The organism is Streptomyces sp. NPDC104831 (genome assembly GCF_055583025.1).
In genome coordinates this window covers 1-24265 of the sequence record NZ_JBVJOT010000042.1, presented here as the reverse complement: position 1 = coordinate 24265, position 24265 = coordinate 1, and the positions used below count along the sequence as shown (strand labels likewise).

22 protein-coding genes are annotated in these 24265 nt (G+C 71.2%); 19 read left to right on the top strand and 3 right to left on the bottom strand.

Annotation, left to right across the window (positions count from 1 at the left end):
• Positions 1-530 precede the first annotated feature (530 nt).
• The 4 genes from ACZ63H_RS26395 (at position 531) to ACZ63H_RS26380 (ending at position 3908) form a co-directional block, all read left to right on the top strand.
• Positions 531-1223: a prepilin peptidase gene (locus ACZ63H_RS26395; protein ID WP_469869044.1), complete on the top strand. Its 693-nt coding sequence runs from the start codon at positions 531-533 to the stop codon at positions 1221-1223.
• A gap of 80 nt (positions 1224-1303) precedes the next feature.
• Complete coding sequence (gene mqnC, locus ACZ63H_RS26390) at positions 1304-2503, top strand: cyclic dehypoxanthinyl futalosine synthase (RefSeq protein ID WP_469869043.1); 1200 nt, start codon at positions 1304-1306, stop codon at positions 2501-2503.
• Positions 2504-2535: 32 nt separating this feature from the next.
• Positions 2536-3135 carry an amidohydrolase family protein gene (locus ACZ63H_RS26385; RefSeq protein ID WP_469869041.1) on the top strand — a complete coding sequence of 200 codons (600 nt, stop codon included), beginning with the start codon at positions 2536-2538 and terminating at the stop codon, positions 3133-3135.
• A gap of 59 nt (positions 3136-3194) precedes the next feature.
• Positions 3195-3908: a demethylmenaquinone methyltransferase gene (locus tag ACZ63H_RS26380; protein WP_469869039.1), complete on the top strand. Its 714-nt coding sequence runs from the start codon at positions 3195-3197 to the stop codon at positions 3906-3908.
• On the opposite strand, the gene ACZ63H_RS26375 is transcribed toward ACZ63H_RS26380, so the two are convergent.
• Entirely contained in the window at positions 3895-4212 is a 318-nt protein-coding gene (locus tag ACZ63H_RS26375) for a PASTA domain-containing protein (protein ID WP_469869037.1), read from the bottom strand. The two genes, ACZ63H_RS26380 and ACZ63H_RS26375, sit on opposite strands and share 14 nt — an antisense overlap.
• 230 nt (positions 4213-4442) lie before the next feature.
• On the opposite strand from ACZ63H_RS26375, the gene ACZ63H_RS26370 reads away from it, so the two are divergent.
• Entirely contained in the window at positions 4443-5735 is a 1293-nt protein-coding gene (locus ACZ63H_RS26370; protein WP_469869035.1) for a geranylgeranyl reductase family protein, read from the top strand.
• A 59-nt stretch (positions 5736-5794) separates the two neighbouring features.
• Here ACZ63H_RS26370 and def read toward each other — a convergent pair whose 3' ends face one another.
• Entirely contained in the window at positions 5795-6418 is a 624-nt protein-coding gene (def, locus tag ACZ63H_RS26365; RefSeq protein WP_469869033.1) for a peptide deformylase, read from the bottom strand.
• A gap of 138 nt (positions 6419-6556) precedes the next feature.
• Complete coding sequence (locus ACZ63H_RS26360) at positions 6557-7429, bottom strand: C40 family peptidase (protein ID WP_469869031.1); 873 nt, start codon at positions 7427-7429, stop codon at positions 6557-6559.
• A 743-nt stretch (positions 7430-8172) separates the two neighbouring features.
• On the opposite strand from ACZ63H_RS26360, the gene ACZ63H_RS26355 reads away from it, so the two are divergent.
• From ACZ63H_RS26355 to nuoN, 14 genes are read left to right on the top strand one after another with little or no spacing between them, the layout of a single operon-like run.
• Positions 8173-8532: an NADH-quinone oxidoreductase subunit A gene (locus ACZ63H_RS26355; RefSeq protein ID WP_003992243.1), complete on the top strand. Its 360-nt coding sequence runs from the start codon at positions 8173-8175 to the stop codon at positions 8530-8532.
• A 15-nt stretch (positions 8533-8547) separates the two neighbouring features.
• Positions 8548-9102: a NuoB/complex I 20 kDa subunit family protein gene (locus tag ACZ63H_RS26350; RefSeq protein WP_467270171.1), complete on the top strand. Its 555-nt coding sequence runs from the start codon at positions 8548-8550 to the stop codon at positions 9100-9102.
• A complete protein-coding gene (locus tag ACZ63H_RS26345; RefSeq protein WP_469869028.1) occupies positions 9099-9875 on the top strand; it encodes an NADH-quinone oxidoreductase subunit C in 777 nt (258 codons plus the stop codon). The genes ACZ63H_RS26350 and ACZ63H_RS26345 overlap by 4 nt, the downstream gene beginning before the upstream one ends.
• Positions 9872-11197 carry an NADH-quinone oxidoreductase subunit D gene (locus ACZ63H_RS26340; RefSeq protein ID WP_469869026.1) on the top strand — a complete coding sequence of 442 codons (1326 nt, stop codon included), beginning with the start codon at positions 9872-9874 and terminating at the stop codon, positions 11195-11197. Before ACZ63H_RS26345 ends, ACZ63H_RS26340 begins: the two co-directional genes overlap by 4 nt.
• Complete coding sequence (gene nuoE, locus ACZ63H_RS26335; protein ID WP_469869024.1) at positions 11194-11976, top strand: NADH-quinone oxidoreductase subunit NuoE; 783 nt, start codon at positions 11194-11196, stop codon at positions 11974-11976. The genes ACZ63H_RS26340 and nuoE overlap by 4 nt, the downstream gene beginning before the upstream one ends.
• Entirely contained in the window at positions 11976-13322 is a 1347-nt protein-coding gene (nuoF, locus tag ACZ63H_RS26330; protein WP_469869022.1) for an NADH-quinone oxidoreductase subunit NuoF, read from the top strand. The genes nuoE and nuoF overlap by 1 nt, the downstream gene beginning before the upstream one ends.
• Entirely contained in the window at positions 13319-15823 is a 2505-nt protein-coding gene (locus ACZ63H_RS26325; RefSeq protein WP_469869020.1) for an NADH-quinone oxidoreductase subunit G, read from the top strand. Before nuoF ends, ACZ63H_RS26325 begins: the two co-directional genes overlap by 4 nt.
• Positions 15820-17184 (top strand): NADH-quinone oxidoreductase subunit NuoH, encoded by a 1365-nt coding sequence (gene nuoH, locus ACZ63H_RS26320; protein ID WP_469869018.1) that lies wholly within the window; start codon positions 15820-15822, stop codon positions 17182-17184. The genes ACZ63H_RS26325 and nuoH overlap by 4 nt, the downstream gene beginning before the upstream one ends.
• Positions 17177-17827, top strand: coding sequence for an NADH-quinone oxidoreductase subunit NuoI (gene nuoI, locus ACZ63H_RS26315; protein ID WP_469869016.1), 651 nt, complete (start codon positions 17177-17179; stop codon positions 17825-17827). The genes nuoH and nuoI overlap by 8 nt, the downstream gene beginning before the upstream one ends.
• On the top strand, positions 17824-18669 hold the full coding sequence (locus ACZ63H_RS26310; protein WP_469869014.1) for an NADH-quinone oxidoreductase subunit J: 846 nt from the start codon (positions 17824-17826) through the stop codon (positions 18667-18669). The genes nuoI and ACZ63H_RS26310 overlap by 4 nt, the downstream gene beginning before the upstream one ends.
• Positions 18666-18965 carry an NADH-quinone oxidoreductase subunit NuoK gene (gene nuoK, locus ACZ63H_RS26305; RefSeq protein ID WP_469869013.1) on the top strand — a complete coding sequence of 100 codons (300 nt, stop codon included), beginning with the start codon at positions 18666-18668 and terminating at the stop codon, positions 18963-18965. Before ACZ63H_RS26310 ends, nuoK begins: the two co-directional genes overlap by 4 nt.
• Before the next feature lie 15 nt (positions 18966-18980).
• The gene (nuoL, locus tag ACZ63H_RS26300; protein WP_469869012.1) at positions 18981-20945 is read left to right on the top strand and encodes an NADH-quinone oxidoreductase subunit L; all 1965 of its coding nucleotides are present in this window, start codon (positions 18981-18983) and stop codon (positions 20943-20945) included.
• Positions 20946-20950: 5 nt separating this feature from the next.
• Positions 20951-22522: an NADH-quinone oxidoreductase subunit M gene (locus ACZ63H_RS26295; protein ID WP_469869011.1), complete on the top strand. Its 1572-nt coding sequence runs from the start codon at positions 20951-20953 to the stop codon at positions 22520-22522.
• On the top strand, positions 22519-24168 hold the full coding sequence (gene nuoN, locus ACZ63H_RS26290; RefSeq protein ID WP_469869010.1) for an NADH-quinone oxidoreductase subunit NuoN: 1650 nt from the start codon (positions 22519-22521) through the stop codon (positions 24166-24168). The genes ACZ63H_RS26295 and nuoN overlap by 4 nt, the downstream gene beginning before the upstream one ends.
• The last annotated feature ends 97 nt before the right edge of the window (positions 24169-24265 follow it).

Sequence of the window (24265 nt, the reverse complement as noted above, 5' to 3'; positions counted from 1 at the left end):
CCGGGCCCGCCGACGGGGCAGCCCCTTCCCGGCCGGCTGACGGGGCAGCCCCCTCCGGCCCGGACAACGGCGGGGCGTCCTCGGGGGCCGGGGACCGTGGGGCGCGCCCTGGGCCCGATGGCGGCGGGACGCCTTCCGGATCCAATGGCGGCGGGACGCCCTCCGGGGCCGACGACAGTGGGACTCCCTCCGGGCCCGCCGGAAGCGGAGCGCCCTCCGGGCCCGGCGGTGGGGTGCCCTCCGTGTCGACCGGCGGTGGGGGTCGCACGGCGTCGGCCGGCAGTGGGACGGCTTCCGTGCCCGTCGGCCGTGGGGTGGGGTCCGGGGCCGGCGGCGGCGGGACGCCTTCCGGGTCCGACGGCAGTGGGCCTTCCGGGCCCGCCGGCAGTGAGACTCCCTCCGTGCCTGCCGGCAGTGGGCCTTCCGGGCCCGCCGGTAGCGGAGCGCCTTTCGGGCCCGGCGGTGGGGTGTCTTCCGTGTCGACCGGCGGTGGGGGAGGCGCGGCGTCGGCCGGCAGTGGGACGGCTTCCGTGCCCGTCGGCCGTGGGGTGGGGTCCGGGCCCGACGGTAGCGGGATGCCTTCCGGGGCCGACGGCGCTGGGGTGCCCTCCATGTCGACCGGCGGTGGCGGACGTACGGCGTCGGCCGGAAGCGGGACGCCCCCCGGGCCCGGCGGGCAGGGGGTGCCTTCCGGCTCGTTCCTCGCTCTCGTCACCGCGCTCGTCTGTGCCGCTCTCGCCGTCGCCACCGGGGCCCGGCCCGAAGTGGCGGTCTGGCTGCTGCTCGCGCCCGCCGGGGTGCTGCTCGCCGCCGTGGACCTGAGGGTGCGCCGGCTGCCCGACCCGCTGACCCTCCCGCTCGCGCCCGCCGCCCTCGCCCTGCTCGGCCTCGCCGCGCTGCTGCCCGAACACACCGGACACTGGCCCACCGCCCTCGGCGCCGCCCTCGCCCTCGCCGCCGGCTACCTCGTGCTGCACCTCCTCAACCCGGACGGCATGGGCTTCGGCGACGTCAAACTGGCCGTCGGCGCGGGCGCCGCGCTCGGCTGGTACGGCTGGCCCACCGTGCTGCTCGGCACCTTCGCCGCGTTCCTGCTCGGCGCCCTCTACGGCGGCGCCCTCGTGCTCGCCCGGCGCGCGGGCCGCAAGACGGGCGTGCCGTTCGGCCCGTTCCTGCTGGCCGGCACCCTCGTCGGGCTGCTGACCGGGGCGTTCGCGGCCTGACGTCGGCCGCCGCAGCCGCCTGGCGTAGGCTGACGTCGTCCGTCCACAACCCCTTACGAAACCTTGCGAAAGGGACGCCGGTGACCGAGAAGGCCGACCTCCAGTCCGTCCTCGACCGCGCCGCGGCGGGCGGACGCATCACCCCCGAGGAAGCGCTCGCCCTCTACCGCGACGCCCCGCTGCACGCCCTGGGCTCCGCCGCCGACGCCGTGCGCCGCCGCAAGTACGCCGGCACCGAGCACATCGCCACGTACATCATCGAGCGGAACATCAACTACACGAACGTGTGTGTCACGGCGTGCAAGTTCTGCGCCTTCTACGCGGCTCCCAAGGACACCGGGAAGGGCTGGACCCGCGACCTGGACGACATCCTGCGCCGCTGCGCGGAGACCGTCGAACTGGGCGGCACCCAGATCATGTTCCAGGGCGGCCACCACCCGGACTACGGCGTCGAGTACTACGAGAAGCACTTCCGGGCCATCAAGGAGGCCTTCCCGCAGCTCGTGATCCACTCCCTCGGCGCGTCCGAGGTGGAGCACATGGCCCGGATCAGCGGCGTCTCCGTCGAGGAGGCCATCACCCGGATCCACCGGGCGGGCCTGGACTCCTTCGCCGGCGCCGGCGCCGAACTGCTGCCGGAACGGCCGCGCAAGGCCATCGCCCCGCTGAAGGAGAGCGGCGAGCGCTGGCTGGAGATCATGGAGACCGCGCACCGGCTGGGCGTGGAGTCCACCTCCACCATGCTCATGGGCACCGGCGAGACCAACGCCGAGCGCATCGAGCACCTGCGGATGATCAGGGACGTACAGGACCGCACGGGCGGCTTCCGCGCGTTCATCCCGTACACCTACCAGCCCGAGAACAACCACCTGAAGGGCCGCACCCAGGCGACCCTGTTCGAGTACCTGCGGATGATCGCCATCGCCCGCCTCTTCCTGGACAACGTCCGGCACATCCAGGGCTCCTGGCTCACCACCGGCAAGGAGGTCGGCCAGCTGTCCCTGCACTACGGCGCGGACGACCTCGGTTCGATCATGCTGGAGGAGAACGTGGTCTCCTCGGCCGGCGCCCGGCACCGCTCCAACCGCCTGGAGATCATCGACCTGATCCGCAAGGCGGGCCGCGTCCCGGCGCAGCGCGCGACCACCTACGAGCACCTCGTCGTGCACGACGACCCGGCGAACGACCCCGTGGACGACCGCGTGGTCTCCCACATCTCCTCCACGGCCATCGAGGGCGGCACCGCCCACCCCGAGCTGAAGCTGCTCGCGTCGAACTAGCCGGGCAGCCGAGCCAGGAGAACAGAGCCGCCGTGCTGACGCTCCACGCCGACTCCAGGGGCCACGCCCACCTCGTCCGGGGTGAACGGATCGAGGCCGTCGGGCCCCTGGAGGAGCTGGCCGCCGCGCACCCGCACGCGCGCGTGCGCCGCTGGCCGGGCATCCTCACGCCCGGGTTCGTCAACCCCCACGGCAACGAGCTGCTGGAAGGGACGTACCACCCGGACCCACGGGAGGCCGACCTCCTCGGTACCGCGCCGCTGACCGGGGCCGCGCTCGCCGCGCTCCCCCTGGACGACGCCCGCCGGGGCGCGAGCGCCCGGCGCGGGATCCAGCGCATGCTGGCGTACGGCACGGTCGCCGTGGCCTGTGCGCCGCTGAGCGTCCGCGCGGTCCGGGACGCCCTGCGCCGCACCGGCATGGGCGTCGTGGACCGCCCGGCCCCCGTCGGCGGCGTCCCCTCCCTGGACCCCTTCGCCCACGGGCCCCGGCCGGCCCCGCCCCGCCACGCGGGCTCCGCCGCCGACTTCGCCGTCTTCGCCGTCGAGGACGAGACGGAGCTGGCCGAACGGGGGGCCGGGACCTGCGTGGCGACGGTCCTCTCGGGCCGCCTGCTCTTCCGTCGCCGCTAGCCACCCGCACGCAGCAAGCCGCCGCCTGCGCCGTGCGGCCCGGCTGCAACAATGGGCGGGTGACCCGCGCTTCCCTGAACAAGCAGCCGCACGAAGTCGCCTCGATGTTCGACGACGTGGCGGAACGGTACGACCTGACGAACGACGTGCTGTCATTCGGCCAGGACCGCCGCTGGCGCAAGGAGGTGGCGGCGGCCGTCGACGCCCGCCCCGCGCAGAAGGTCCTCGACCTCGCCGCCGGCACGGCCACGTCCTCCCTCCCCTTCACGCGGACGGGCGCGTACGTCGTCCCCTGCGACTTCTCCCTCGGCATGCTCCAGGTCGGCAAGAAGAAGCACACCTGGCTGCCGTTCACCGCGGGCGACGCGACGAGACTGCCCTTCAAGGACGACACCTTCGACGCGGTGACGATCTCCTTCGGCCTGCGCAACGTCCAGGACACGGACGCGGCCCTGCGCGAGATGTACCGCGTCACCCGCCCCGGCGGACGCGTGGTGATCTGCGAGTTCTCCCACCCGGTCTGGGCGCCGTTCCGCACCGTCTACACCGAGTACCTGATGCGCGCGCTGCCGCCGGTCGCCCGCGCCGTCTCCTCGAACCCGGACGCGTACGTCTACCTCGCCGAGTCCATCCGGGCCTGGCCCGACCAGCCCGGCCTCGCCGGGCGCCTGCGCAAGGCGGGCTGGTCGAAGGTCGCCTGGCGCAACCTCACCGGCGGTGTGGTCGCGCTGCACCGGGGCTTCAAGGAGGACCCGGGCCTCACGGAGAGCTGATCCCGGCCGCCTCGCACGGATCGCGGGGCGGCTCCAGCTCCCGCCCGGGGCCCCCGCGCGGCGGCCCCGGCACGCGCGGCTCGCGCACGCCCCCGCCGCCCTCGCCCTCCCCGAAGCCGAACCACACGTAGACGGTCGACTCGCGCGGCACCTCGGTCCCGGGCCGCGGGTGCTGGCGTACGACGTAGTCCACGACGGCGAGGTGGAAGTCCGGGCGGTCCGGCGCGTCCAGGGACAGTCCCCGCGCCCGGGCCGTCTCGCGCGCGTCCACGGCCATCAGGCCGACCAGACGCGGAACGCGCACTTCGGGTGTCTTGGGTGGTGTGTGCACAGATGTCACCCCCAGCGGTACTGGCAGGGTAACTCCGGCCCGTCCCGTCCGGAAGGCGCCGGTGTCTTTCCGTGACAGGCGACCACGGAAGGTGACCGCCGTCGGGGCGGCCCTTCGGCCGGGCGGCCGAGTGCGCTGAATAGACTGCCCGTGTCCCGTGCCGGTCGGCACACAGCTTTTTTCGACCTTGGGGAGATCCCGCCGTGACCGTCGTGACCGAGCCGCTCTCCGAGAACACCGCCGACGTGATCGTCGTGGGCGCGGGGCCGGCCGGCTCCACGACCGCGTACCACCTCGCCAAGGCCGGTCTCGACGTCCTGCTCCTGGAGAAGACCGAGTTCCCGCGCGAGAAGGTGTGCGGCGACGGCCTCACCCCGCGCGCCGTCAAGCAGCTCGTCGCCATGGGGATCGACATCTCCGAGGAGGCCGGCTGGCTGCGCAACAAGGGGCTGCGCATCATCGGCGGCGGCGTCCGCCTCCAGCTCGACTGGCCCGACCTCGCCTCCTTCCCGGACTACGGCCTGGTCCGCAAGCGCGACGACTTCGACGAGCAGCTCGCGCGCAACGCCCAGAAGGCGGGCGCCCGCCTGTACGAGCGCTGCAACGTGAGCGGCCCGATCGTGGACGACCGCACCGGCCGCATCACCGGCGTCACCGCAAGGCTCGGCGAGGACAAGCGCGAGGTCTCCTTCCGCGCGCCGCTCGTCGTCGCCGCCGACGGCAACTCCACCCGGCTCTCCCTCGCCATGGGCCTGCACCGGCGCGAGGACCGCCCGATGGGCGTCGCGGTCCGGACGTACTTCGAGAGCCCCCGCCACGAGGACGACTACCTGGAGTCCTGGCTCGAACTGTGGGACCGGCGCGGCGCCCAGGACCGGCTGCTGCCCGGCTACGGCTGGATCTTCGGCATGGGCGACGGCACCTCGAACGTGGGCCTCGGCGTGCTGAACACCTCCGCCTCGTTCAAGGAGCTGGACTGGCGCGAGATCCTCAAGGCGTGGTGCGCCTCCATGCCGGAGGACTGGGGCTACACCCCGGAGAACATGACCGGCCCGATCCGCGGCGCCGCCCTCCCCATGGCCTTCAACCGCCAGCCGCACTACACGCGCGGGCTGCTGCTCGTCGGCGACGCCGGCGGCCTGGTGAACCCCTTCAACGGCGAGGGCATCGCCTACGCCATGGAGTCCGGCCAGATCGCCGCCGACGTCATCGTGCAGGCCCACGCGCGCGCCACGCCCGCCCAGCGCGAGACCGCCCTCCAGCGCTACCCGCGCGTCCTCAAGGACACCTACGGCGGTTACTACACCCTCGGCCGCGGCTTCGTGAAGCTCATCGGCAACCCGAAGGTCATGCAGATCGCCGCCCAGCGCGGCCTGACCCACCCGCTGCTGATGAAGTTCACCCTCAAGCTCCTCGCCAACCTCACCGACCCCACGGGCGGCGACGCGATGGACCGCATCATCAACGGCCTGACCAAGGTGATCCCGAGGGCCTGACGACCGGCCGGCGCCGGGGCCCGGTGAGGGCCGCCGGCGCCGGCGCGGGCGGGACGGGGTCAGGCGCCGAAGGCGGCCTCCCTGGCCGACCGGCGGGCGTACACCCCGGCCCGGCGCTCCGCCGCCTGACGCAGCGCCTCCTTCCGGTCCCGCTTGGACAGCCGGTCCAGGTAGAGGCGGCCGTCGGTGTGGTCGGTCTCGTGCGCCAGGCAGCGCGCGAAGTAGCCGGTGCCCTCGACGACGACCGGCCGGCCGTCCCGGTCCTGGCCGCGCACGACGGCCCGGTCCGGCCGCGGTACGTCCAGCACGGCGCCGGGCACCGACAGGCAGCCCTCGCCCTCCTCCAGGAGCCGCCGCTCGCCCGTGGGCGCGTCGAGCACCGGATTGACGACGTGCCCGACATGCCGGACACCGTCGTCGTCGGGGCAGTCGTACACGAACAGCCGCAGGTCCACCCCGACCTGATTCGCCGCCAGGCCCGCGCCCTCGGCGACGTACATCGTGCGGAACATGTCGTCGATCAGCGCGGCGAGGTCGGGCCCGAACTCCGTGACGTCCCGGCACGGCTTGTGCAGCACCTCCTCGCCGGCCTCGGTGATGCGCCGCACCGTGCCGCGCCCCGCCTCGGGGGCGTAGCGCGGGTAGTAGCCGACGGGACTTCCCTGTACGAACACGCGTGGCATCGCGTGGACTCCTTCACTCGTGCGCGGACCACCGGCCGGCGGCCCGCGCAGAGCATGTCAGGGAGCGCGCGAGGGCCGCTGCCCGGGTGGCAGCGGCCCTGTGTGCGTACGAGGGGTTACGAGGGGCGTGGAGCGGGCTCAGAGCACGCGTACGGCGCCGGTGGGCGGGTCGTAGGACAGCGGGCGCTCCACGACGCCGGTGGAGGAGTTCTGGGCGCCCACGAACATGCCGCCGCCGACGTACACGCCGACGTGGTACGCGCTGCCCGCGCTGCCCCAGTACAGGATGTCGCCGGGCTTGAGGTTGCTCAGCGAGACCTGCGTGCCGGCGGTCGACTGGTCCTGCGACACGCGCGGCAGGCTGATGTTGATCTGCTTGAAGGCCGTCTGCACCAGGCCGGAGCAGTCGTAGGCGGACGGGCCGGTGGCACCGGGCACGTACGCCTTGCCGACCTGGGCCCGGACGAAGCTGACGATCGTCGCGGCCGAGCCGCTGACCGTGGACGTGCCGGTGTCGGCGTCGGTGCCGCCGCCGGCCTCCGTGCCGGTGCTGCCGCCGCCGCCGCCGAGGGTGGTGGTGCCGGTGTCGGCCGAGGTGGTGGAGAGCGTGGCCCGCGCCGCGGTGCGCGAGGCGCGCGCGGCGGCCTCCTTGCGGGCGTCCTCCTCGGCCTTCTTCTTGGCCTCCGCCGCCTTCTTCTTGGCCTCGGCGAGGTCCGCCTTCGCCTGCTTCGCGGCCTTCGAGGCGGCCTGGTCGCGCTCCGCCTGCAGCTGGTAGTTCGCGGCGGCCTGCTCGGTCGCGTCCGCGGTCTGGGCCGCCTGCGCGGCCAGGTCGGCCGTCAGGGTGGGCAGTTCGAGGGTCTGCGTCACCGGCTCGGCAGCGTTCGCCGAACCGGACGCCCCGGCGACTGCCAGGGTGCCGAGGACGCCACCGGCAACTCCGGCCCGCACGGCGAGGGTCGACGCGCTGCGGCGGGGCTTCCGGTGGCTGCGTATGTGAGCGGTGTGGGACATGGGAACAACCGGTACCAGGGGCTCCTTCATATCTTCAAGAAACGTGTCGTGCGCCACAGTTGCTCAATCGATACCTGGAAACCCGGGCGTGTCGCCCTTTATTGACGCCGTAACGGACATTGCGGACCGTCGTGATCAAGCCCTTGATCACGGTCTTTGATCATTACGTCCGAATTGCCCCGCGCCTACCACTGGTTGGGTTCGTTGGCCAAGCCCGGTTCTCATCGCCCTCTCATGGACGTGACGGAGGTCACGGAACGGTCACCGGAACCGCGGCGTCCCGCGCGGGCGGACTTCGTGAACGCGCGCACGCGCCCCGGCCACCGTTCACATCCGCTCCCGATGCCACCCCGGGATGTGAACGGGCTCCACTATCAAATGGATGCATCCAGCACCAATTTGCATGCAGGCGAACCTTCTTGATATAGAGACGACCGCTCCCGCCTGCGCCGACAAGTGGGAATGTCACTTCTGGTGATCAACTGAACGCTTCCGGTGTGAAGATCACCCATCATCCGACTTCATGATCCTTCGTCAGGTGGTGGAGATCACAAAGCTTGTGCAATACCCCGTGTCGCAGATCACAGAGCGGCAGGCATAAGATGCGAGGCAGTCGGGCTTGTGACCTGCTTCACATGTTCTCGATCTTCGCCCGGGACGAGCGGGGTTCGTGGGACCGGTGAGGCGGATGTGAGCCCAGTGATCCGCCAGCAGTCAGTGCCGACTGAGAGGAGCGAGGAGCGGTGAACGCGTATGCGCCCATCCTCGTACTGGGAGCCCTCGGGGCAGGCTTTGCGATCTTCTCCGTGGTCATGGCCACGCTGATCGGTCCGAAGCGGTACAACCGCGCCAAGCTCGAAGCCTACGAATGCGGCATCGAGCCGACCCCCACGCCGGCCGGCGGCGGGCGCTTCCCCATCAAGTACTACCTGACGGCGATGCTCTTCATCGTCTTCGACATCGAGATCGTCTTCCTCTACCCCTGGGCCGTCACCTTCGACGCCCTGGGGATCTTCGGGCTCGTGGAGATGCTGCTCTTCGTGCTCACCGTCTTCGTCGCGTACGCGTACGTATGGCGGCGCGGCGGCCTGGAATGGGACTGAGGGGCCTTTAACGACATGGGACTCGAAGAAAAGCTGCCGAGCGGCTTCCTGCTCACCACCGTCGAGCAGGCCGCGGGCTGGGTGCGCAAGGCGTCCGTCTTCCCGGCCACCTTCGGCCTCGCCTGCTGTGCCATCGAGATGATGACCACCGGCGCCGGCCGTTACGACCTGGCCCGCTTCGGCATGGAGGTCTTCCGCGGTTCGCCGCGCCAGGCGGACCTGATGATCGTCGCCGGCCGGGTCAGCCAGAAGATGGCGCCCGTCCTGCGGCAGGTCTACGACCAGATGCCCAACCCCAAATGGGTGATCTCCATGGGCGTCTGCGCCTCCTCGGGCGGCATGTTCAACAACTACGCGATCGTCCAGGGCGTCGACCACATCGTCCCGGTCGACATCTATCTCCCCGGCTGTCCGCCCCGGCCCGAGATGCTCATGGACGCCATCCTCAAGCTCCACCAGAAGATCCGCTCCACGAAGCTCGGCGTGAACGCCGAGGAAGCGGCCCGGGAGGCGGAGGAAGCGGCGCTGAAGGCCCTGCCCACGATCGAGATGAAGGGGCTGCTGCGGTGAGCGACGCGAACGGCACCCACGGCGTGAACGGGGCCGCGAACGGTTCCGCGAACGGGGTGGACCCCGAGAAGGACCTCGCCGCCGCCAACCTCCCCGGCCGCCGCGGCCAGGGGGGCGAGGAGATCCGCGTCCAGCGCGGCATGTTCGGCGCCGCCAACGGCGGCGACACCTCCGGCTACGGCGGCCTCGTCCGCTCGGTCCGGCTCCCGGGACCGGCGACCCGCCCCTACGGCGGCTGGTTCGACGAGGTCGCCGACGAACTTGAAGGCGCCCTGGAGGAACAGGGACTGCTGCCCCGGAACGCCATCGGGAAGACGGTCGTCGACCGCGACGAGCTGACCTTCCACATCGAACGCGAGCACCTGGTCCGCGTCGCCCGCGTCCTGCGCGACGACCCGGCCCTGCGCTTCGAACTGTGCACCGGCGTCAGCGGCGTCCACTACCCGAACGACAAGGGCCGCGAACTGCACGCCGTCTACCACCTGCGCTCGATCACCCACAACCGGCTGATCCGCCTGGAGGTCAGCGCTCCCGACGGCGACCCGCGCATCCCGTCCCTGGTCTCCGTCTACCCGACCAACGACTGGCACGAGCGCGAGACCTACGACTTCTTCGGGATCGTCTTCGACGGCCACCCGGCCCTGACGCGGATCATGATGCCGGACGACTGGCAGGGCCACCCCCAGCGCAAGGACTACCCCCTCGGCGGCATCCCCGTCGAGTACAAGGGCGCCCAGATCCCGGCTCCGGACCAGCGGAGGTCGTACTCGTGAGCAGCACCCAGTCAGCAGCCGCCCGGGAAACCACCGAGGGCACCGTCTACACGGTCACCGGTGGCGACTGGGACGAGGTCGTCCAGTCCGCGGCCCGCGCGGACGACGAACGCATCGTCGTCAACATGGGTCCCCAGCACCCGTCCACCCACGGAGTGCTCCGCCTCATCCTGGAGATCGAGGGCGAGACGGTCACCGAGGCCCGCTGCGGCATCGGCTACCTCCACACCGGCATCGAGAAGAACCTCGAATACCGCACGTGGACGCAGGGCACCACCTTCGTCACGCGCATGGACTACCTGACGTCCTTCTTCAACGAGACCGCCTACTGCCTCGCCGTCGAGAAACTCCTCGGCATCGAGGACCAGATCACCGAGCGCGCCGAGATCATCCGAGTGCTCCTGATGGAGCTGAACCGGATGTCCTCCCACCTGGTGTGCATCGCCACCGGCGGCATGGAGCTGGGCGCCACCACGATCATGATCTACGGCTTCCGCGACCGTGAACTGATCCTCGACATCTACGAGCTGATCACCGGCCTGCGCATGAACCACGCGTACATCCGGCCCGGCGGACTCGCCCAGGACCTGCCGCCCGGCGCGGTCGACCAGATCCGCGAGTTCGTGAAGAAGATGAAGAAGAACCTCCCGGAGTACGACAAGCTCGCCACCGGGAACCCCATCTTCAAGGCCCGCATGCAGGACATCGGCTACCTCGACCTGGCCGGCTGCATGGCCCTCGGCGCCACCGGCCCGATCCTGCGCGCCACCGGCCTCCCGCACGACCTGCGCAAGACCCAGCCGTACTGCGGCTACGAGAACTACGACTTCGACGTCCCGACCGCAGACTCCTGCGACGCCTACGGCCGCTTCCTCATCCGGCTGGAGGAGATGCGCCAGTCGCTCAGGATCATCGAGCAGTGCCTGGACCGGCTCCAGCCCGGCCCGGTCATGGTCGCCGACAAGAAGATCGCCTGGCCCGCCCAGCTCGCCCTGGGACCCGACGGCCTCGGCAACTCCCTCGACCACATCAAGAAGATCATGGGCACCTCCATGGAGGCCCTGATCCACCACTTCAAGCTGGTCACCGAGGGCTTCCGGGTCCCGCCGGGGCAGGCGTACGCGGCCGTCGAGTCGCCCAAGGGCGAACTCGGGGTGCACGCCGTCTCCGACGGCGGCACCCGCCCCTACCGGGTCCACTTCCGCGACCCGTCCTTCACCAACCTTCAGGCCATGGCGGCGATGTGCGAGGGCGGCCAGGTCGCCGACGTCATCGTCGCCGTCGCGTCCATCGACCCCGTGATGGGAGGCGTCGACCGGTGACCACCTCTTCTTCGGAGCGGGGCATCAGCCTGGGCATGCCCGAACTGCCCGCACCGGCCTACCCCGACGACGTCCGGGCCCGGCTGGAGGCGGACGCCCGCGACGTGATCGCGCGCTACCCCGACTCCCGCTCCGCCCTGCTGCCGCTGCTCCACCTCGTGCAGTCCGAGGAGGGGCACGTCACCCGCACCGGAATGCGGTTCTGCGCGGACGTGCTGGGCCTGACCACGGCCGAGGTCACCGCGGTCGCCACCTTCTACTCCATGTACCGGCGCAGGCCCTCCGGCGACTACCAGATCGGCGTGTGCACCAACACGCTGTGCGCGGTGATGGGCGGCGACGCGATCTTCGAGACCCTCCAGGAGTACCTGGGCGTCGGCAACGGCGAGACCACCGACGACGGCCTGGTCACCCTGGAGCACATCGAGTGCAACGCGGCCTGCGACTACGCGCCGGTCGTGATGGTGAACTGGGAGTTCTTCGACAACCAGACCCCGGCGAGCGCCAAGCGCCTCGTCGACGACCTGCGGTCCGGGCGTTCCGTACAGCCCACCCGCGGGGCGCGCCTGTGCACCTTCAAGGAGACCGCGCGGATCCTGGCCGGCTTCCCCGACGAACGCCCCGGGGCCGTCGAGGAGGGCGGCAGCGCCGGACCGGCGTCGCTGGTGGGCCTGCGCCTGGCCAAGGGGGAGGACGCACCCGCGCGCGTGGTCCACCCCCGCGTCCAGCAGTCCCCGGACGCCCCGGCGGCGGGCCAGGCAGAAGAGGAGGGGGAGTGATGACCGTGGTGTCCGAGGTCAAGGACCCGAGCCCGGAGAAACTGCTCGCACCCGTGCTGTCGGCCTTCTGGGACGAGGACCGCTCCTGGTCCCTGGACGTCTATCGCGGGCACGGAGGGTACGAGGGACTCCGCAAGGCCCTCGCCATGCCGCCGGACGACCTGATCGCCTACGTCAAGGAATCCGGGCTGCGCGGCCGCGGCGGCGCGGGCTTCCCGACCGGGATGAAGTGGCAGTTCATCCCGCAGGGCGACGGAAAGCCGCACTACCTCGTGGTCAACGCCGACGAGTCGGAGCCCGGGACGTGCAAGGACATCCCGCTGCTCTTCGCCAACCCGCACAGCCTCATCGAGGGCATCGTGATCGCGTGCCACGCCATCAGGTCGTCGCACGCCTTCGTCTACCTGCGGGGTGAGGTCGTCCCCGTACTGCGGCGGCTGCACGAGGCCGTGCGCGAGGCCTACGCGGCGGGCTACCTCGGCGAGGACATCCTGGGCAGCGGGCTCGACGTGAAGCTCACCGTGCACGCCGGCGCCGGCGCGTACATCTGCGGCGAGGAGACCGCACTGCTCGACTCGCTCGAAGGCCGCCGTGGTCAACCGCGACTGCGTCCCCCCTTCCCCGCCGTGGAAGGCCTCTACGCCTGTCCCACTGTGGTGAACAACGTCGAGTCGATCGCGTCGGTTCCCGCGATCCTGAAAAACGGCAAGGACTGGTTCAGGTCGATGGGCAGCGAGAAGTCCCCGGGCTTCACGCTCTACTCGCTCAGCGGCCACGTCGCGAGCCCCGGGCAGTACGAGGCCCCGCTCGGCATCACCCTGCGCCAGCTCCTCGACATGAGCGGCGGCATGCGGCCCGGCCACCGGCTGAAGTTCTGGACGCCGGGCGGCTCCTCCACGCCGATGTTCACCGACGAACACCTCGACGTCCCCCTCGACTACGAGGGCGTCGGCGCCGCCGGCTCCATGCTCGGCACCAAGGCGCTGCAGTGCTTCGACGAGACGACGTGCGTGGTGCGGGCCGTGACCCGCTGGACCGAGTTCTACGCCCACGAGTCCTGCGGCAAGTGCACCCCCTGCCGCGAGGGGACGTACTGGCTGGTGCAGCTGCTGCGGGACATCGAGGCCGGCAAGGGCGTCATGTCCGACCTCGACAAGCTCGCCGACATCGCCGACAACATCAACGGCAAGTCCTTCTGCGCCCTCGGCGACGGCGCCGCGTCCCCGATCTTCTCCTCGCTGAAGTACTTCCGCGAGGAGTACGAACAGCACATCACGGGCCGGGGCTGCCCCTTCGACCCGGCCAAGTCCACGGCCTGGGCGGACCGCCCGGAGGTGAACGCATGACCGTGACCACGAGCGCCCCCGCCGGCGGGGGCGAGGCGGCGGTCCCACCGGAAGACCTCGTCACGCTGACCATCGACGGCATCGAGATCAGCGTGCCCAAGGGCACCCTGGTGATCCGTGCCGCCGAACAGCTCGGCATCGAGATCCCCCGCTTCTGCGACCACCCCCTGCTGGACCCGGCCGGCGCCTGCCGCCAGTGCATCGTCGAGGTCGAGGGCCAGCGCAAGCCGATGGCGTCCTGCACGATCACCTGCACCGACGGCATGGTCGTCAAGACCCACCTCACCTCCCCGGTCGCCGAGAAGGCCCAGCACGGCGTGATGGAGCTGCTGCTCATCAACCACCCGCTGGACTGCCCGGTCTGCGACAAGGGCGGCGAGTGCCCGCTGCAGAACCAGGCCGTCTCGCACGGCCGGGCCGAGTCCCGCTTCGAGGGCCGCAAGCGGACCTACGAGAAGCCCGTCGCGATCTCCACGCAGGTGCTGCTCGACCGCGAGCGGTGCGTGCTGTGCGCCCGCTGCACCCGCTTCTCCACCCAGATCGCGGGCGACCCCATGATCGAGCTGATCGAGCGGGGCGCGCTCCAGCAGGTCGGCACCGGCGAGGGCGACCCGTTCGAGTCGTACTTCTCCGGCAACACCATCCAGATCTGCCCGGTCGGCGCGCTCACCTCGGCCGCCTACCGCTTCCGCTCCCGCCCCTTCGACCTCGTCTCCTCCCCGTCGGTGTGCGAGCACTGCTCCGGCGGCTGCGCCACCCGCACCGACCACCGGCGCGGCAAGGTCATGCGGCGGCTCGCCGCCAACGACCCCGAGGTCAACGAGGAGTGGATCTGCGACAAGGGACGCTTCGCGTTCCGCTACGCGCAGCAGCGCGACCGCCTCGACACCCCGCTGGTGCGCAATGCCGACGGTGTGCTGGAGCCCGCCTCCTGGCCGGAGGCGCTCCAGGCGGCGGCCGAGGGCCTTCTTGCCGCGCGCTCCCGGGCCGGCGTCCTCCTCGGCGGCCGGCTGACCGTCGAGGACGCCTACGCCTACAGCAAGTTCGCCCGCGTGGCGCTCGACACCAACGACATCGACTTCCGCGCCCGCGTGCACAGCGGCGAGGAGGCCGACTTCCTCGCCGCCCGGGTCGCCGGCCGCGGCCGGGACCTGGACGGTACGGGCGTCACGTACACCTCCCTGGAGAAGGCGCCCGCCGTGCTGCTGGCCGGCTTCGAGTCGGAGGAGGAGGCACCCGGCGTCTTCCTGCGGCTGCGCAAGGCCTGGCGCAAGCACGGGCAGCGGGTGTTCGCGCTGGCCACGCACGCCACCCGCGGGCTGGAGAAGACCGGCGGCACGCTGCTGCCGGCCGCCCCCGGCACCGAGACCGAGTGGCTGGACGCCCTCGCGAGCGGCGTCGGCCTGGAGGAGCCGGGCACCCGTGCCGCCGAGGCCCTGCGCGCCGACGGTGCCGTCATCGTCGTGGGGGAGCGGCTGGCCGCGGTCCCGGGCGGTCTGACCGCCGCCGTGCGCGCCGCCGCCGCGACCGGCGCCGAGCTGGTGTGGATCCCCCGCCGGGCCGGTGAGCGCGGCGCCGTCGAGGCCGGCGCGCTGCCCTCCCTGCTGCCGGGCGGACGTCCCGCGACCGACCCGCGCGCACGGGAGGAGGTCGCCGCCGTCTGGGGGCTCGCCGAACTCCCCGCGGGCTACGGCCGCGACACCCACCAGATCATCGAGGCCGCCGCGGCCGGCGAACTGTCCGCGCTGCTGGTCGCCGGGGTGGAGGTCGCCGACCTGCCCGACCCGGCCCGCGCGCGTGCGGCACTGGAGAGCGTCGGCTTCCTGGTGTCGCTGGAGCTGCGGCCCAGCGAGGTCACCGAGCACGCCGACGTCGTCCTGCCGGTCGCCGCGGTCGCCGAGAAGGCCGGCTCCTTCCTCAACTGGGAAGGCCGGGTGCGCTTCTTCGAGGCCGCGCTCAAGCCCGACCAGATGACCCGCCGGCTCGCCCCGGCCGACACCCGCGTGCTGCACATGCTCGCCGACGCCATGGACACCCACCTGGGCCTGCCGGACCTGCGCACCACCCGCGCGGAGATCGACCGGCTCGGCCTCTGGGACGGCCCGCGCGCCCTCGCCCCCATGGAGTCCGCGGGCGCCCTGCCCCGCCCGGCGGCCGGCGAGGCCGTCCTGGCCGGGCACCGGCTCCTGCTCGACCTGGGCGTCCTCCAGGAGGGCGACGAGGCGCTCGCCGGCACCCGGCACGCCGCGCACGCGCGCCTGTCCGTGGCCACGGCCGCCGAGGCGGGCGTCGAGGGCGGCGGCACCCTGGCCGTCACCGGCCCCGCCGGCACGGTCGAACTGCCGCTGGAGATCACCGAGATGCCCGACCGGGTGGTCTGGCTCCCGCTGAACTCCACCGGCGGCGGCGTCGCCTCCGACACCGGGGCCCGGCCCGGCTCCCTCGTCCGCATCGGCCCGGCGGTCCCCGCCGAGACGGCCCCCCAGGAGGTGGAGGCATGAACGCCTACCTCGCCGCGGAAGACCTCTCGATGTTCGGCCGCGACCCCTGGTGGCTGGTCGTCGTCAAGGCCGTCTTCTGCTTCGCGTTCCTGATGGTGACCGTGCTGTTCTCCATCGTGTGGGAGCGCAAGGTCGTCGCCTGGATGCAGTTGCGCATCGGCCCCAACCGGCACGGCCCCTGGGGCATGCTCCAGTCGCTCGCCGACGGCATCAAGCTGATGCTCAAGGAGGACCTCGTCGTCAAACGCGCGGACAAGGTGGTCTACGTCCTCGCGCCGATCGTCGCCGCCATCCCCGCCTTCATGGCGATTGCGGTGATCCCCTTCGGACCGGCCGGCAACGAGATCTCGATCTTCGGCCACCGCACCACGATGCAGCTCACCGACCTGCCGATCGCGATGCTCTACATCCTCGCGGTCGCCTCGGTCGGCATCTACGGCATCGTGCTCGCCGGCTGGAGCTCCGGCTCCACCTACCCGCTGCTCGGCGGCCTGCGCTCCTGCGCGCAGATGATCTCCTACGAGATCGCCATGGGCGCCGCGTTCGCCTCCGTGTTCCTCTACTCCGGGTCGATGTCGACGTCCAGGATCGTGGAGGCGCAGGGCGACCGCTGGTACATCCTGCTGCTGCCGGTCTCCTTCATCCTGTACATCGTCACGATGGTCGGCGAGACCAACCGCGCCCCCTTCGACATGCCGGAGTCCGAGGGCGACCTGGTCGGCGGCTTCAACACCGAGTACTCGTCGATCAAGTTCGCGATGTTCATGCTCGCCGAGTACGTCAACATGGTGACGGTCTCGGCCGTCTCCGCCACCCTCTTCCTCGGCGGCTGGCGCGCGCCCTGGCCGATCAGCACCTTCTGGGAGGGCGCCAACCACGGCTGGTGGCCGCTGCTCTGGTTCGTCGTCAAGGTGCAGCTGCTGCTGTTCTTCTTCATCTGGCTGCGCGGCACGCTCCCGCGCGTGCGCTACGACCAGCTGATGAAGCTCGGCTGGAAGGTCCTCATCCCGGTCTCCGTGACCTGGCTGATGCTCGTCGCGACCGTCCGCGCGCTGCGCAACGAGAACTACGACTTCGCCGACATCGCCCTCTACGTCGGCGGCGGAGTCCTCGCCCTGCTGCTCGTCTCCTTCGTCGCCGACATGTTCCGCGAGAAGAACAGGACCGCCGGGCAGCCCGCCGCCCCGGAGCCGGTCTTCGACCCCATGGCGGGCGGATTCCCCGTCCCGCCGCTGCCCGGACAGCAGGTGCCACCCGTGCCGAGGCGCCGCCCGCGCCGCGAGCGGGAGCTGATCGCCAGTGGCGGACCGGACACCGCCAGTGACGGAACTACGGATGGAAAGGAGGCGTCCGATGGCTGAGGAGCCCCAGGAGCCCGGGCAGATCAAACCCGGCTTCCAGAACCCCGTGGCCGGCTTCGGCGTGACCTTCAAGGCCATGTTCAAGAAGCGGCTGACCGAGCAGTACCCGGAGCAGAAGAAGACCACGGCTCCGCGGTTCCACGGACGGCACCAGCTCAACCGCCATCCGGACGGCCTGGAGAAGTGCGTCGGCTGCGAGCTGTGCGCCTGGGCCTGCCCCGCCGACGCCATCTACGTGGAGGGCGCCGACAACACCGACGAGGAGCGCTACTCGCCGGGCGAGCGCTACGGCCGCGTCTACCAGATCAACTACGCCCGCTGCATCCTGTGCGGGCTGTGCATCGAGGCGTGCCCCACGCGCGCGCTGACGATGACCAACGAGTTCGAACTGGCCGACTCCAGCCGCGCCAACCTCATCTACACCAAGGAGCAGCTGCTCGCCGGCCTCGACGAGGGCATGGTCGACACCCCGCACGCCATCTTCCCGGGGACCGACGAACAGGACTACTACCGCGGCCTGGTCACCCAGGCCGCGCCCGGCACCGTCCGGCAGACCGCCGTCTCCAAGGGGGAGGCCCCGCAGGAGGCCGCCGACACCTTCGGCGAGGACGAGCCCGCCTCGCAGGAGGTGATCGGCCGATGAGCGCGCAGCACCTCGCCGCCTACACCACCTCCACCGGTGAGGCCTTCCAGTTCTGGGTCCTCGGCACCGTCGCGGTGATCGGCGCCCTGTGCACCGTCTTCATGAGGAGGGCCGTGCACAGCGCGCTCTGCCTCGCCGGCACCATGATCGTCCTGGCGGTGTTCTACCTCGCCAACGGCGCCTACTTCCTCGGCATCGTGCAGATCGTCGTCTACACCGGCGCGATCATGATGCTGTTCCTGTTCGTGGTGATGCTCGTCGGCGTCACGGCCGCGGACTCCCTGAAGGAGACCATCAAGGGCCAGCGCTGGCTGGCCCTGCTGTGCGGGGTCGGCTTCGGCGTCCTGCTGCTCGCGGGCATCGGCAACGCCTCCCTGAAGGAGTTCAGCGGCACCGGCCGGGCCAACGCCAACGGCAACGTCGAGGGCCTCGCCTCCCTCATCTTCACCAAGTACGTCTTCGCCTTCGAGATCACCGGCGCGCTGCTCATCACGGCCGCCGTCGGCGCCATGGTGCTCACCCACCGCGAGCGCGCGGAACGCGCCAAGACCCAGCGCGAGCTGTCCGAACAGCGCATCCGCGAGGGCACGTACATCCCGCCGCTGCCCGCCCCCGGCGTCTACGCCCGGCACAACGCGGTCGACATCGCGGGCCTGCTGCCCGACGGCACCCCCTCCGAGCTGACGGTCAGCAAGACGCTGCGCGCCCGCGGCCAGATCCGGGACGTGTCGGCCGAGGCGCTGGGCGACCTGCGGGCGCTGGAACAGCGCGCGGAGGAACGCCTGGAGCGCAGGCCGGTCAAGCCGGAGACGTTCAAGCGGTCCGAGGAGGCGTCGAAGTGAACCCGGTCAACTACCTCTACCTCGCCGCCCTGCTGTTCACGATCGGCGCGACCGGAGTCCTCATCCGGCGCAACGCCATCGTGGTCTTCATGTGCGTCGAACTGATGCTGAACGCCTGCAACCTCGCGTTCGTCGCCTTCTCCCGGTTGCACGGCAACCTCGACGGCCAGATCATCGCCTTCTTCACGATGGTCGTCGCCGCCGCGGAGGTCGTGGTGGGCCTCGCGATCATCGTGTCGCTGTTCCGCACCCGCCACTCGGCCTCGGTCGACGACGCCAGCCTGATGAAGCTGTAAGGGGTCGGAAGAATCGTGGAGAACCTGATCGCGCCGCTCATCGCGGCACCCCTGCTCGGAGCGGCCGTCCTCCTGGTCGGCGGCCGGCGCCTGGACCGCGGCGGCCACTGGATCGGCGTCCTGCTGTCGTTCGTCTCCTTCGCCCTCGGGCTCGTCCTCTTCACCGGCCTGCTCGGCAAGGGCGCCGAACACCGCACCCTGACCCAGCACCTGTTCAGCTGGATCCCGGTGGCCGGCTTCCAGGCGGACGTCACCTTCCGCCTGGACCAGCTGTCGATGACGTTCGTCCTGCTCATCACGGGCGTCGGCTCGCTGATCCACCTGTACTCGGTCGGGTACATGGCCCACGACGAGCGCCGCCGCCGCTTCTTCGGCTACCTGAACCTGTTCCTCGCGGCGATGCTGCTGCTCGTCCTCGCCGACAACTACCTGCTGCTGTACGTCGGCTGGGAGGGCGTCGGCCTCGCCTCGTACCTGCTGATCGGCTTCTGGCAGCACAAACCCAGCGCCGCCACGGCAGCGAAGAAGGCGTTCCTGGTCAACCGCGTCGGCGACATGGGCCTGTCGATCGCGATCATGCTGATGTTCACGACCTTCGGCGGCTTCGCCTTCGGCCCGGTCCTCGGCACGCACGGGGAGCCCGGTCTCGTCGGCGACGCCTCCGAGGGCAAGCTCACCGCGATCGCCCTGATGCTGCTGCTCGCCGCCTGCGGCAAGTCCGCCCAGGTGCCGCTGCAGTCCTGGCTCGGGGACGCCATGGAGGGCCCGACCCCGGTCTCCGCCCTCATCCACGCGGCGACCATGGTGACCGCGGGCGTCTACCTGATCGTCCGCTCCGGCGCGATCTTCAACGCCGCGCCCGACGCCCAGCTGGCCGTCACCGTCGTCGGCGCGGTCACGCTGCTGTTCGGTGCGATCGTCGGTTGCGCCAAGGACGACATCAAGAAGGCGCTGGCCGGCTCGACCATGTCGCAGATCGGCTACATGGTCCTCGCCGCCGGACTCGGCCCCATCGGCTACGTCTTCGCGATCATGCACCTGGTGACGCACGGCTTCTTCAAGGCCGGGCTGTTCCTCGGCGCCGGTTCCGTGATGCACGGCATGAACGACGAGGTCGACATGCGCCGCTACGGCGGGCTGCGCACGTACATGCCGGTCACGTTCGTCACCTTCGGCCTCGGCTACCTCGCCATCATCGGCTTCCCGGGCCTGTCCGGCTTCTTCTCCAAGGACAAGATCATCGAGGCGGCGTTCGCCAAGGGCGGCACCGAGGGCTGGATCCTCGGCGGCGCGGCCCTGCTGGGCGCGGCCATCACCGCCTTCTACATGACGCGCGTGATGCTGATGACCTTCTTCGGCGAGGAGCGGTGGCGCAAGGCCCCGACCCCCTCCCCGGCCGAGCCCGATGTGGAGCCGGCCGCCGAGACCGGGGGCGAGCACGCCGTCCCGCACCCGCACGAGTCCCCGAAGACCATGACGGTCCCGGTGATCGTCCTCGCCGTCGGCTCGGTCTTCGGCGGCGCCTTCTTCAGCGTCGGCGACCGCTTCCTGCACTGGCTGGAACCGGTCACCGGGCACGACCACGGCGACGCGCCGCTCAGCGCCGGGGTGATCACCGGGGCCACCATGGTGTGCCTGGTCGTCGGCGTCGCCCTCGCCTGGGCGCAGTACGGGCGCAAGCCCGTCCCGGCGGTCGCCCCGCGCGGCTCGCTGCTCACCCGCGCGGCCCGCCGCGACCTGCTCCAGGACGACTTCAACCACGTGGTCCTGGTGCGCGGCGGCGAGCACCTGACGCGCTCCCTGGTGTACCTCGACCACAGCCTGGTCGACGGCGTCGTCAACGGCACGGCGGCCGGCTTCGGCGGCCTGTCCGGACGGCTGCGCCGGCTCCAGAACGGCTTCGCCCGCTCCTACGCGGTCTCGATGTTCGGCGGCGCGGCACTCCTGGTCGCCGCGACCCTGCTGATGAGGGCGGTCTGATACCGATGTCCTTTCCTCTGCTGACAGCGACGGCGGCGCTCCCGGCCCTCGGGGCCGTCGCCACGGCCGCCGTACCGGCCGCACGGCGCACCGCCGCCAAGTGGCTGGCGCTGCTCGTCTCGCTCGCCACCCTCGCCCTGGCGGTCGCCGTCCTGGTCCGCTTCGACCCGGACGGCGCCCGCTACCAGCTCACCGAGAACCATTCCTGGATCAGGGACTTCGGGGTCAGGTACGAGCTGGGCGTCGACGGCATCGCGGTGGCGCTGATCGCGCTGACCGCCCTGCTGATCCCGTTCATCATCCTGGCCGGCTGGCACGACGCCGACCCGCTGGAGACCGGCAGCCGCCGCTGGCGGCCCACCCAGGGCTTCTTCGCGCTGATCCTGGCGGTGGAGGCGATGGTGGTCATCTCCTTCGAGGCCACCGACGTCTTCGTCTTCTACATCTTCTTCGAGGCCATGCTCATCCCGATGTACTTCCTCATCGGCGGCTTCGGGGACCGCGCCCACGCGCACGGCGAGGACGCGGCCGCCACCCAGCGGTCGTACGCGGCGGTGAAGTTCCTCCTCTACAACCTGGCCGGCGGCCTGATCATGCTGGCCGCGGTGATCGGTCTCTACGTGGTCGCCGGGAACTTCTCGCTCACCGAGATCGCCGAAGCCCGCGCGAACGGCTCGCTGCACATGGCGACCGGCACCGAACGCTGGCTGTTCCTCGGCTTCTTCTTCGCCTTCGCGGTGAAGGCGCCGCTGTGGCCGCTGCACACCTGGCTGCCCAACGCCATGCAGGAGGCCACCGCGCCCGTCGCCGTCCTCATCACCGCGGTCGTCGACAAGGTGGGCACGTTCGCGATGCTCCGCTTCTGCCTCCAGCTGTTCCCGGAGGCCAGCAAGTGGGCGACGCCCGTGATCCTCGTCCTGGCGCTGATCAGCATCATCTACGGCGCGCTGCTCGCGGTCGGCCAGCGGGACATCAAACGCCTGGTGGCCTACGCGTCGATCTCGCACTTCGGCTTCATCATCATGGGCGTCTTCGCGATGACCAGCCAGGGCCAGTCCGGCGCCACGCTCTACATGGTCAACCACGGCATCTCCACCGCCGCGCTGATGCTCGTCGCCGGCTTCCTCATCTCCCGGCGCGGTTCGCGGCTCATCGCCGACTACGGAGGCGTGCAGAAGGTCGCCCCGGTGCTCGCCGGGACCTTCCTGGTCGGCGGCCTCGCCACGCTGTCGCTGCCCGGCCTCGCCCCGTTCGTGAGCGAGTTCCTGGTCCTGGTCGGCACGTTCGCCCGCTATCCGGTGATCGGCGTCATCGCCACCTTCGGCATCGTGCTCGCCGCCCTGTACACCCTGGTGCTGTACCAGCGGACGATGACGGGCCCGGTGAAACCCGAGGTCTCGGCGATGCCCGATCTGCGCGCGCGTGAGGTGCTGGTCGTGGCCCCGCTGATCGTGCTGCTGATCCTCCTGGGCGTCTACCCCAAGCCGGTCACGGACATCGTCGACCCGGCGGTCAAGCAAACCCTGTCCGACGTGCACAAGAAGGACCCCCAGCCCGAGGTGGAGGCGGCCAAGTGAGCGCAACAGCCGTCCACAGCCTGTGGACAACCGCGGCGGAGCCGATCACGAAGATCGACGCGCCGAAGATCGAGTACGGACAATTGTCGCCGACGCTGATCGTCATCGGCGCGGCGCTGGTGGGGGTGCTGATCGAGGCGTTCGTGCCGCGCCGGTCCCGCTACTACGCGCAGGTGTTCGTGTCCGTCGTCGCCCTGTGCGCCGCGTTCGCGGCCGTCGTCGCGCTCGCGGCCGACGGGTTCGGCACCACGAAGGCGCACATCGCGGCCATGGGCGCGATCGCCGTCGACGGCCCGGCCCTCTTCCTCCAGGGCACCATCCTGCTGGCCGGACTGGTCGGCCTGTTCACCTTCGCCGAACGGCGCCTGGACCCGGCGGCCCACGGCAACCGGGTCGACTCCTTCGCCGCGCAGGCCGCGTCCGTGCCCGGCAGCGACAGCGAGCAGGCCGCGGTGAAGGCCGGGTTCACCACCACGGAGGTCTTCCCCCTCCTCCTCTTCGCGATCGGCGGCATGCTGATCTTCCCGGCGGCCAACGACCTGCTGACCCTGTTCGTGGCGCTGGAGGTCCTCTCCCTGCCGCTGTACCTGCTGTGCGCGCTGGCCCGCCGCAAGCGGCTGGTGTCGCAGGAGGCCGCGGTCAAGTACTTCCTGCTGGGCGCGTTCGCCTCGGCGTTCACCCTGTTCGGCATCGCGCTGCTGTACGGCTACGCGGGCTCGGTGTCGTACGCCCGGATCGCCCAGGTCGTCGACGGCACCGTCACCGACGTCGACCCCGCCCTCGCCGACACGATGGGCAACGACGCGCTGCTGCTGATCGGCGGCGCCCTGCTGGTCATGGGCCTGCTGTTCAAGGTGGGCGCGGTGCCGTTCCACATGTGGACGCCGGACGTCTACCAGGGCGCGCCCACCCCGGTGACCGGGTTCATGGCGGCGGCGACGAAGGTGGCCGCGTTCGGCGCGCTGCTGCGCCTGCTCTACGTCGTCCTCCCCGGCCTGCGCTGGGACTGGCGGCCGGTGATGTGGGCGGTGGCGATCGTCACCATGCTGGGCGGCGCGATCGTCGCCATCACCCAGACCGACATCAAGCGCCTGCTGGCGTACTCGTCCATCGCGCACGCCGGATTCATCCTCGCGGGTGTCATCGCCACGTCGAAGGACGGCGTGTCGTCGGTCCTCTTCTATCTGGCGGGCTACTCCTTCGTGACGATCGGCGCGTTCGCCGTGGTCACGCTGGTGCGGGACGCGGGCGGCGAGGCGACCCACCTGTCCAAGTGGGCGGGCCTCGGCCGGCGCTCCCCGCTGGTCGCGGCCGTGTTCGCGGTGTTCCTGCTGGCCTTCGCCGGCATCCCGCTGACCTCCGGGTTCTCGGGGAAGTTCGCCGTGTTCAAGGCGGCGGCGGACGGCGGCGCGGTCCCGCTGGTCGTGGTCGGTGTGATCTCCTCGGCGATCGCCGCGTTCTTCTACATCCGCGTGATCGTCCTGATGTTCTTCAGCGAGCCGAAGCCGGAGGGCCCGACCGTGGCCGTCCCGTCCCCCCTGACCATGCTGGCCATCGGCATGGGCGTCGCCACGACCCTGGTCCTCGGCATCGCCCCCCAGTACTTCCTGGACCTGGCCGGCCAGGCGGGAGTCTTCGTCCGCTGAGCCCCCGCGACGACAGGCCGCTGGGGGGGGGGGGGGGGGGGGGGGGGGGGGGGGGGGGGGGGGGGGGGGGGGGGGGGGGGGGGGGGTGAGGGGGGGG

What these genes read in the sequence shown, in the direction of transcription:
- ACZ63H_RS26310 (WP_469869014.1), top strand. Translation starts at nt 17,824, where the DNA reads ATGAGCGCGCAGCACCTCGCCGCCTACACCACCTCCACCGGTGAGGCC.
- ACZ63H_RS26350 (WP_467270171.1), top strand. Translation starts at nt 8,548, where the DNA reads ATGGGACTCGAAGAAAAGCTGCCGAGCGGCTTCCTGCTCACCACCGTC.
- ACZ63H_RS26325 (WP_469869020.1), top strand. Translation starts at nt 13,319, where the DNA reads ATGACCGTGACCACGAGCGCCCCCGCCGGCGGGGGCGAGGCGGCGGTC.
- ACZ63H_RS26360 (WP_469869031.1), bottom strand. Translation starts at nt 7,429, where the DNA reads ATGTCCCACACCGCTCACATACGCAGCCACCGGAAGCCCCGCCGCAGC.
- nuoI (WP_469869016.1), top strand. Translation starts at nt 17,177, where the DNA reads ATGGCTGAGGAGCCCCAGGAGCCCGGGCAGATCAAACCCGGCTTCCAG.
- def (WP_469869033.1), bottom strand. Translation starts at nt 6,418, where the DNA reads ATGCCACGCGTGTTCGTACAGGGAAGTCCCGTCGGCTACTACCCGCGC.
- ACZ63H_RS26295 (WP_469869011.1), top strand. Translation starts at nt 20,951, where the DNA reads ATGTCCTTTCCTCTGCTGACAGCGACGGCGGCGCTCCCGGCCCTCGGG.
- nuoH (WP_469869018.1), top strand. Translation starts at nt 15,820, where the DNA reads ATGAACGCCTACCTCGCCGCGGAAGACCTCTCGATGTTCGGCCGCGAC.
- nuoF (WP_469869022.1), top strand. Translation starts at nt 11,976, where the DNA reads ATGACCGTGGTGTCCGAGGTCAAGGACCCGAGCCCGGAGAAACTGCTC.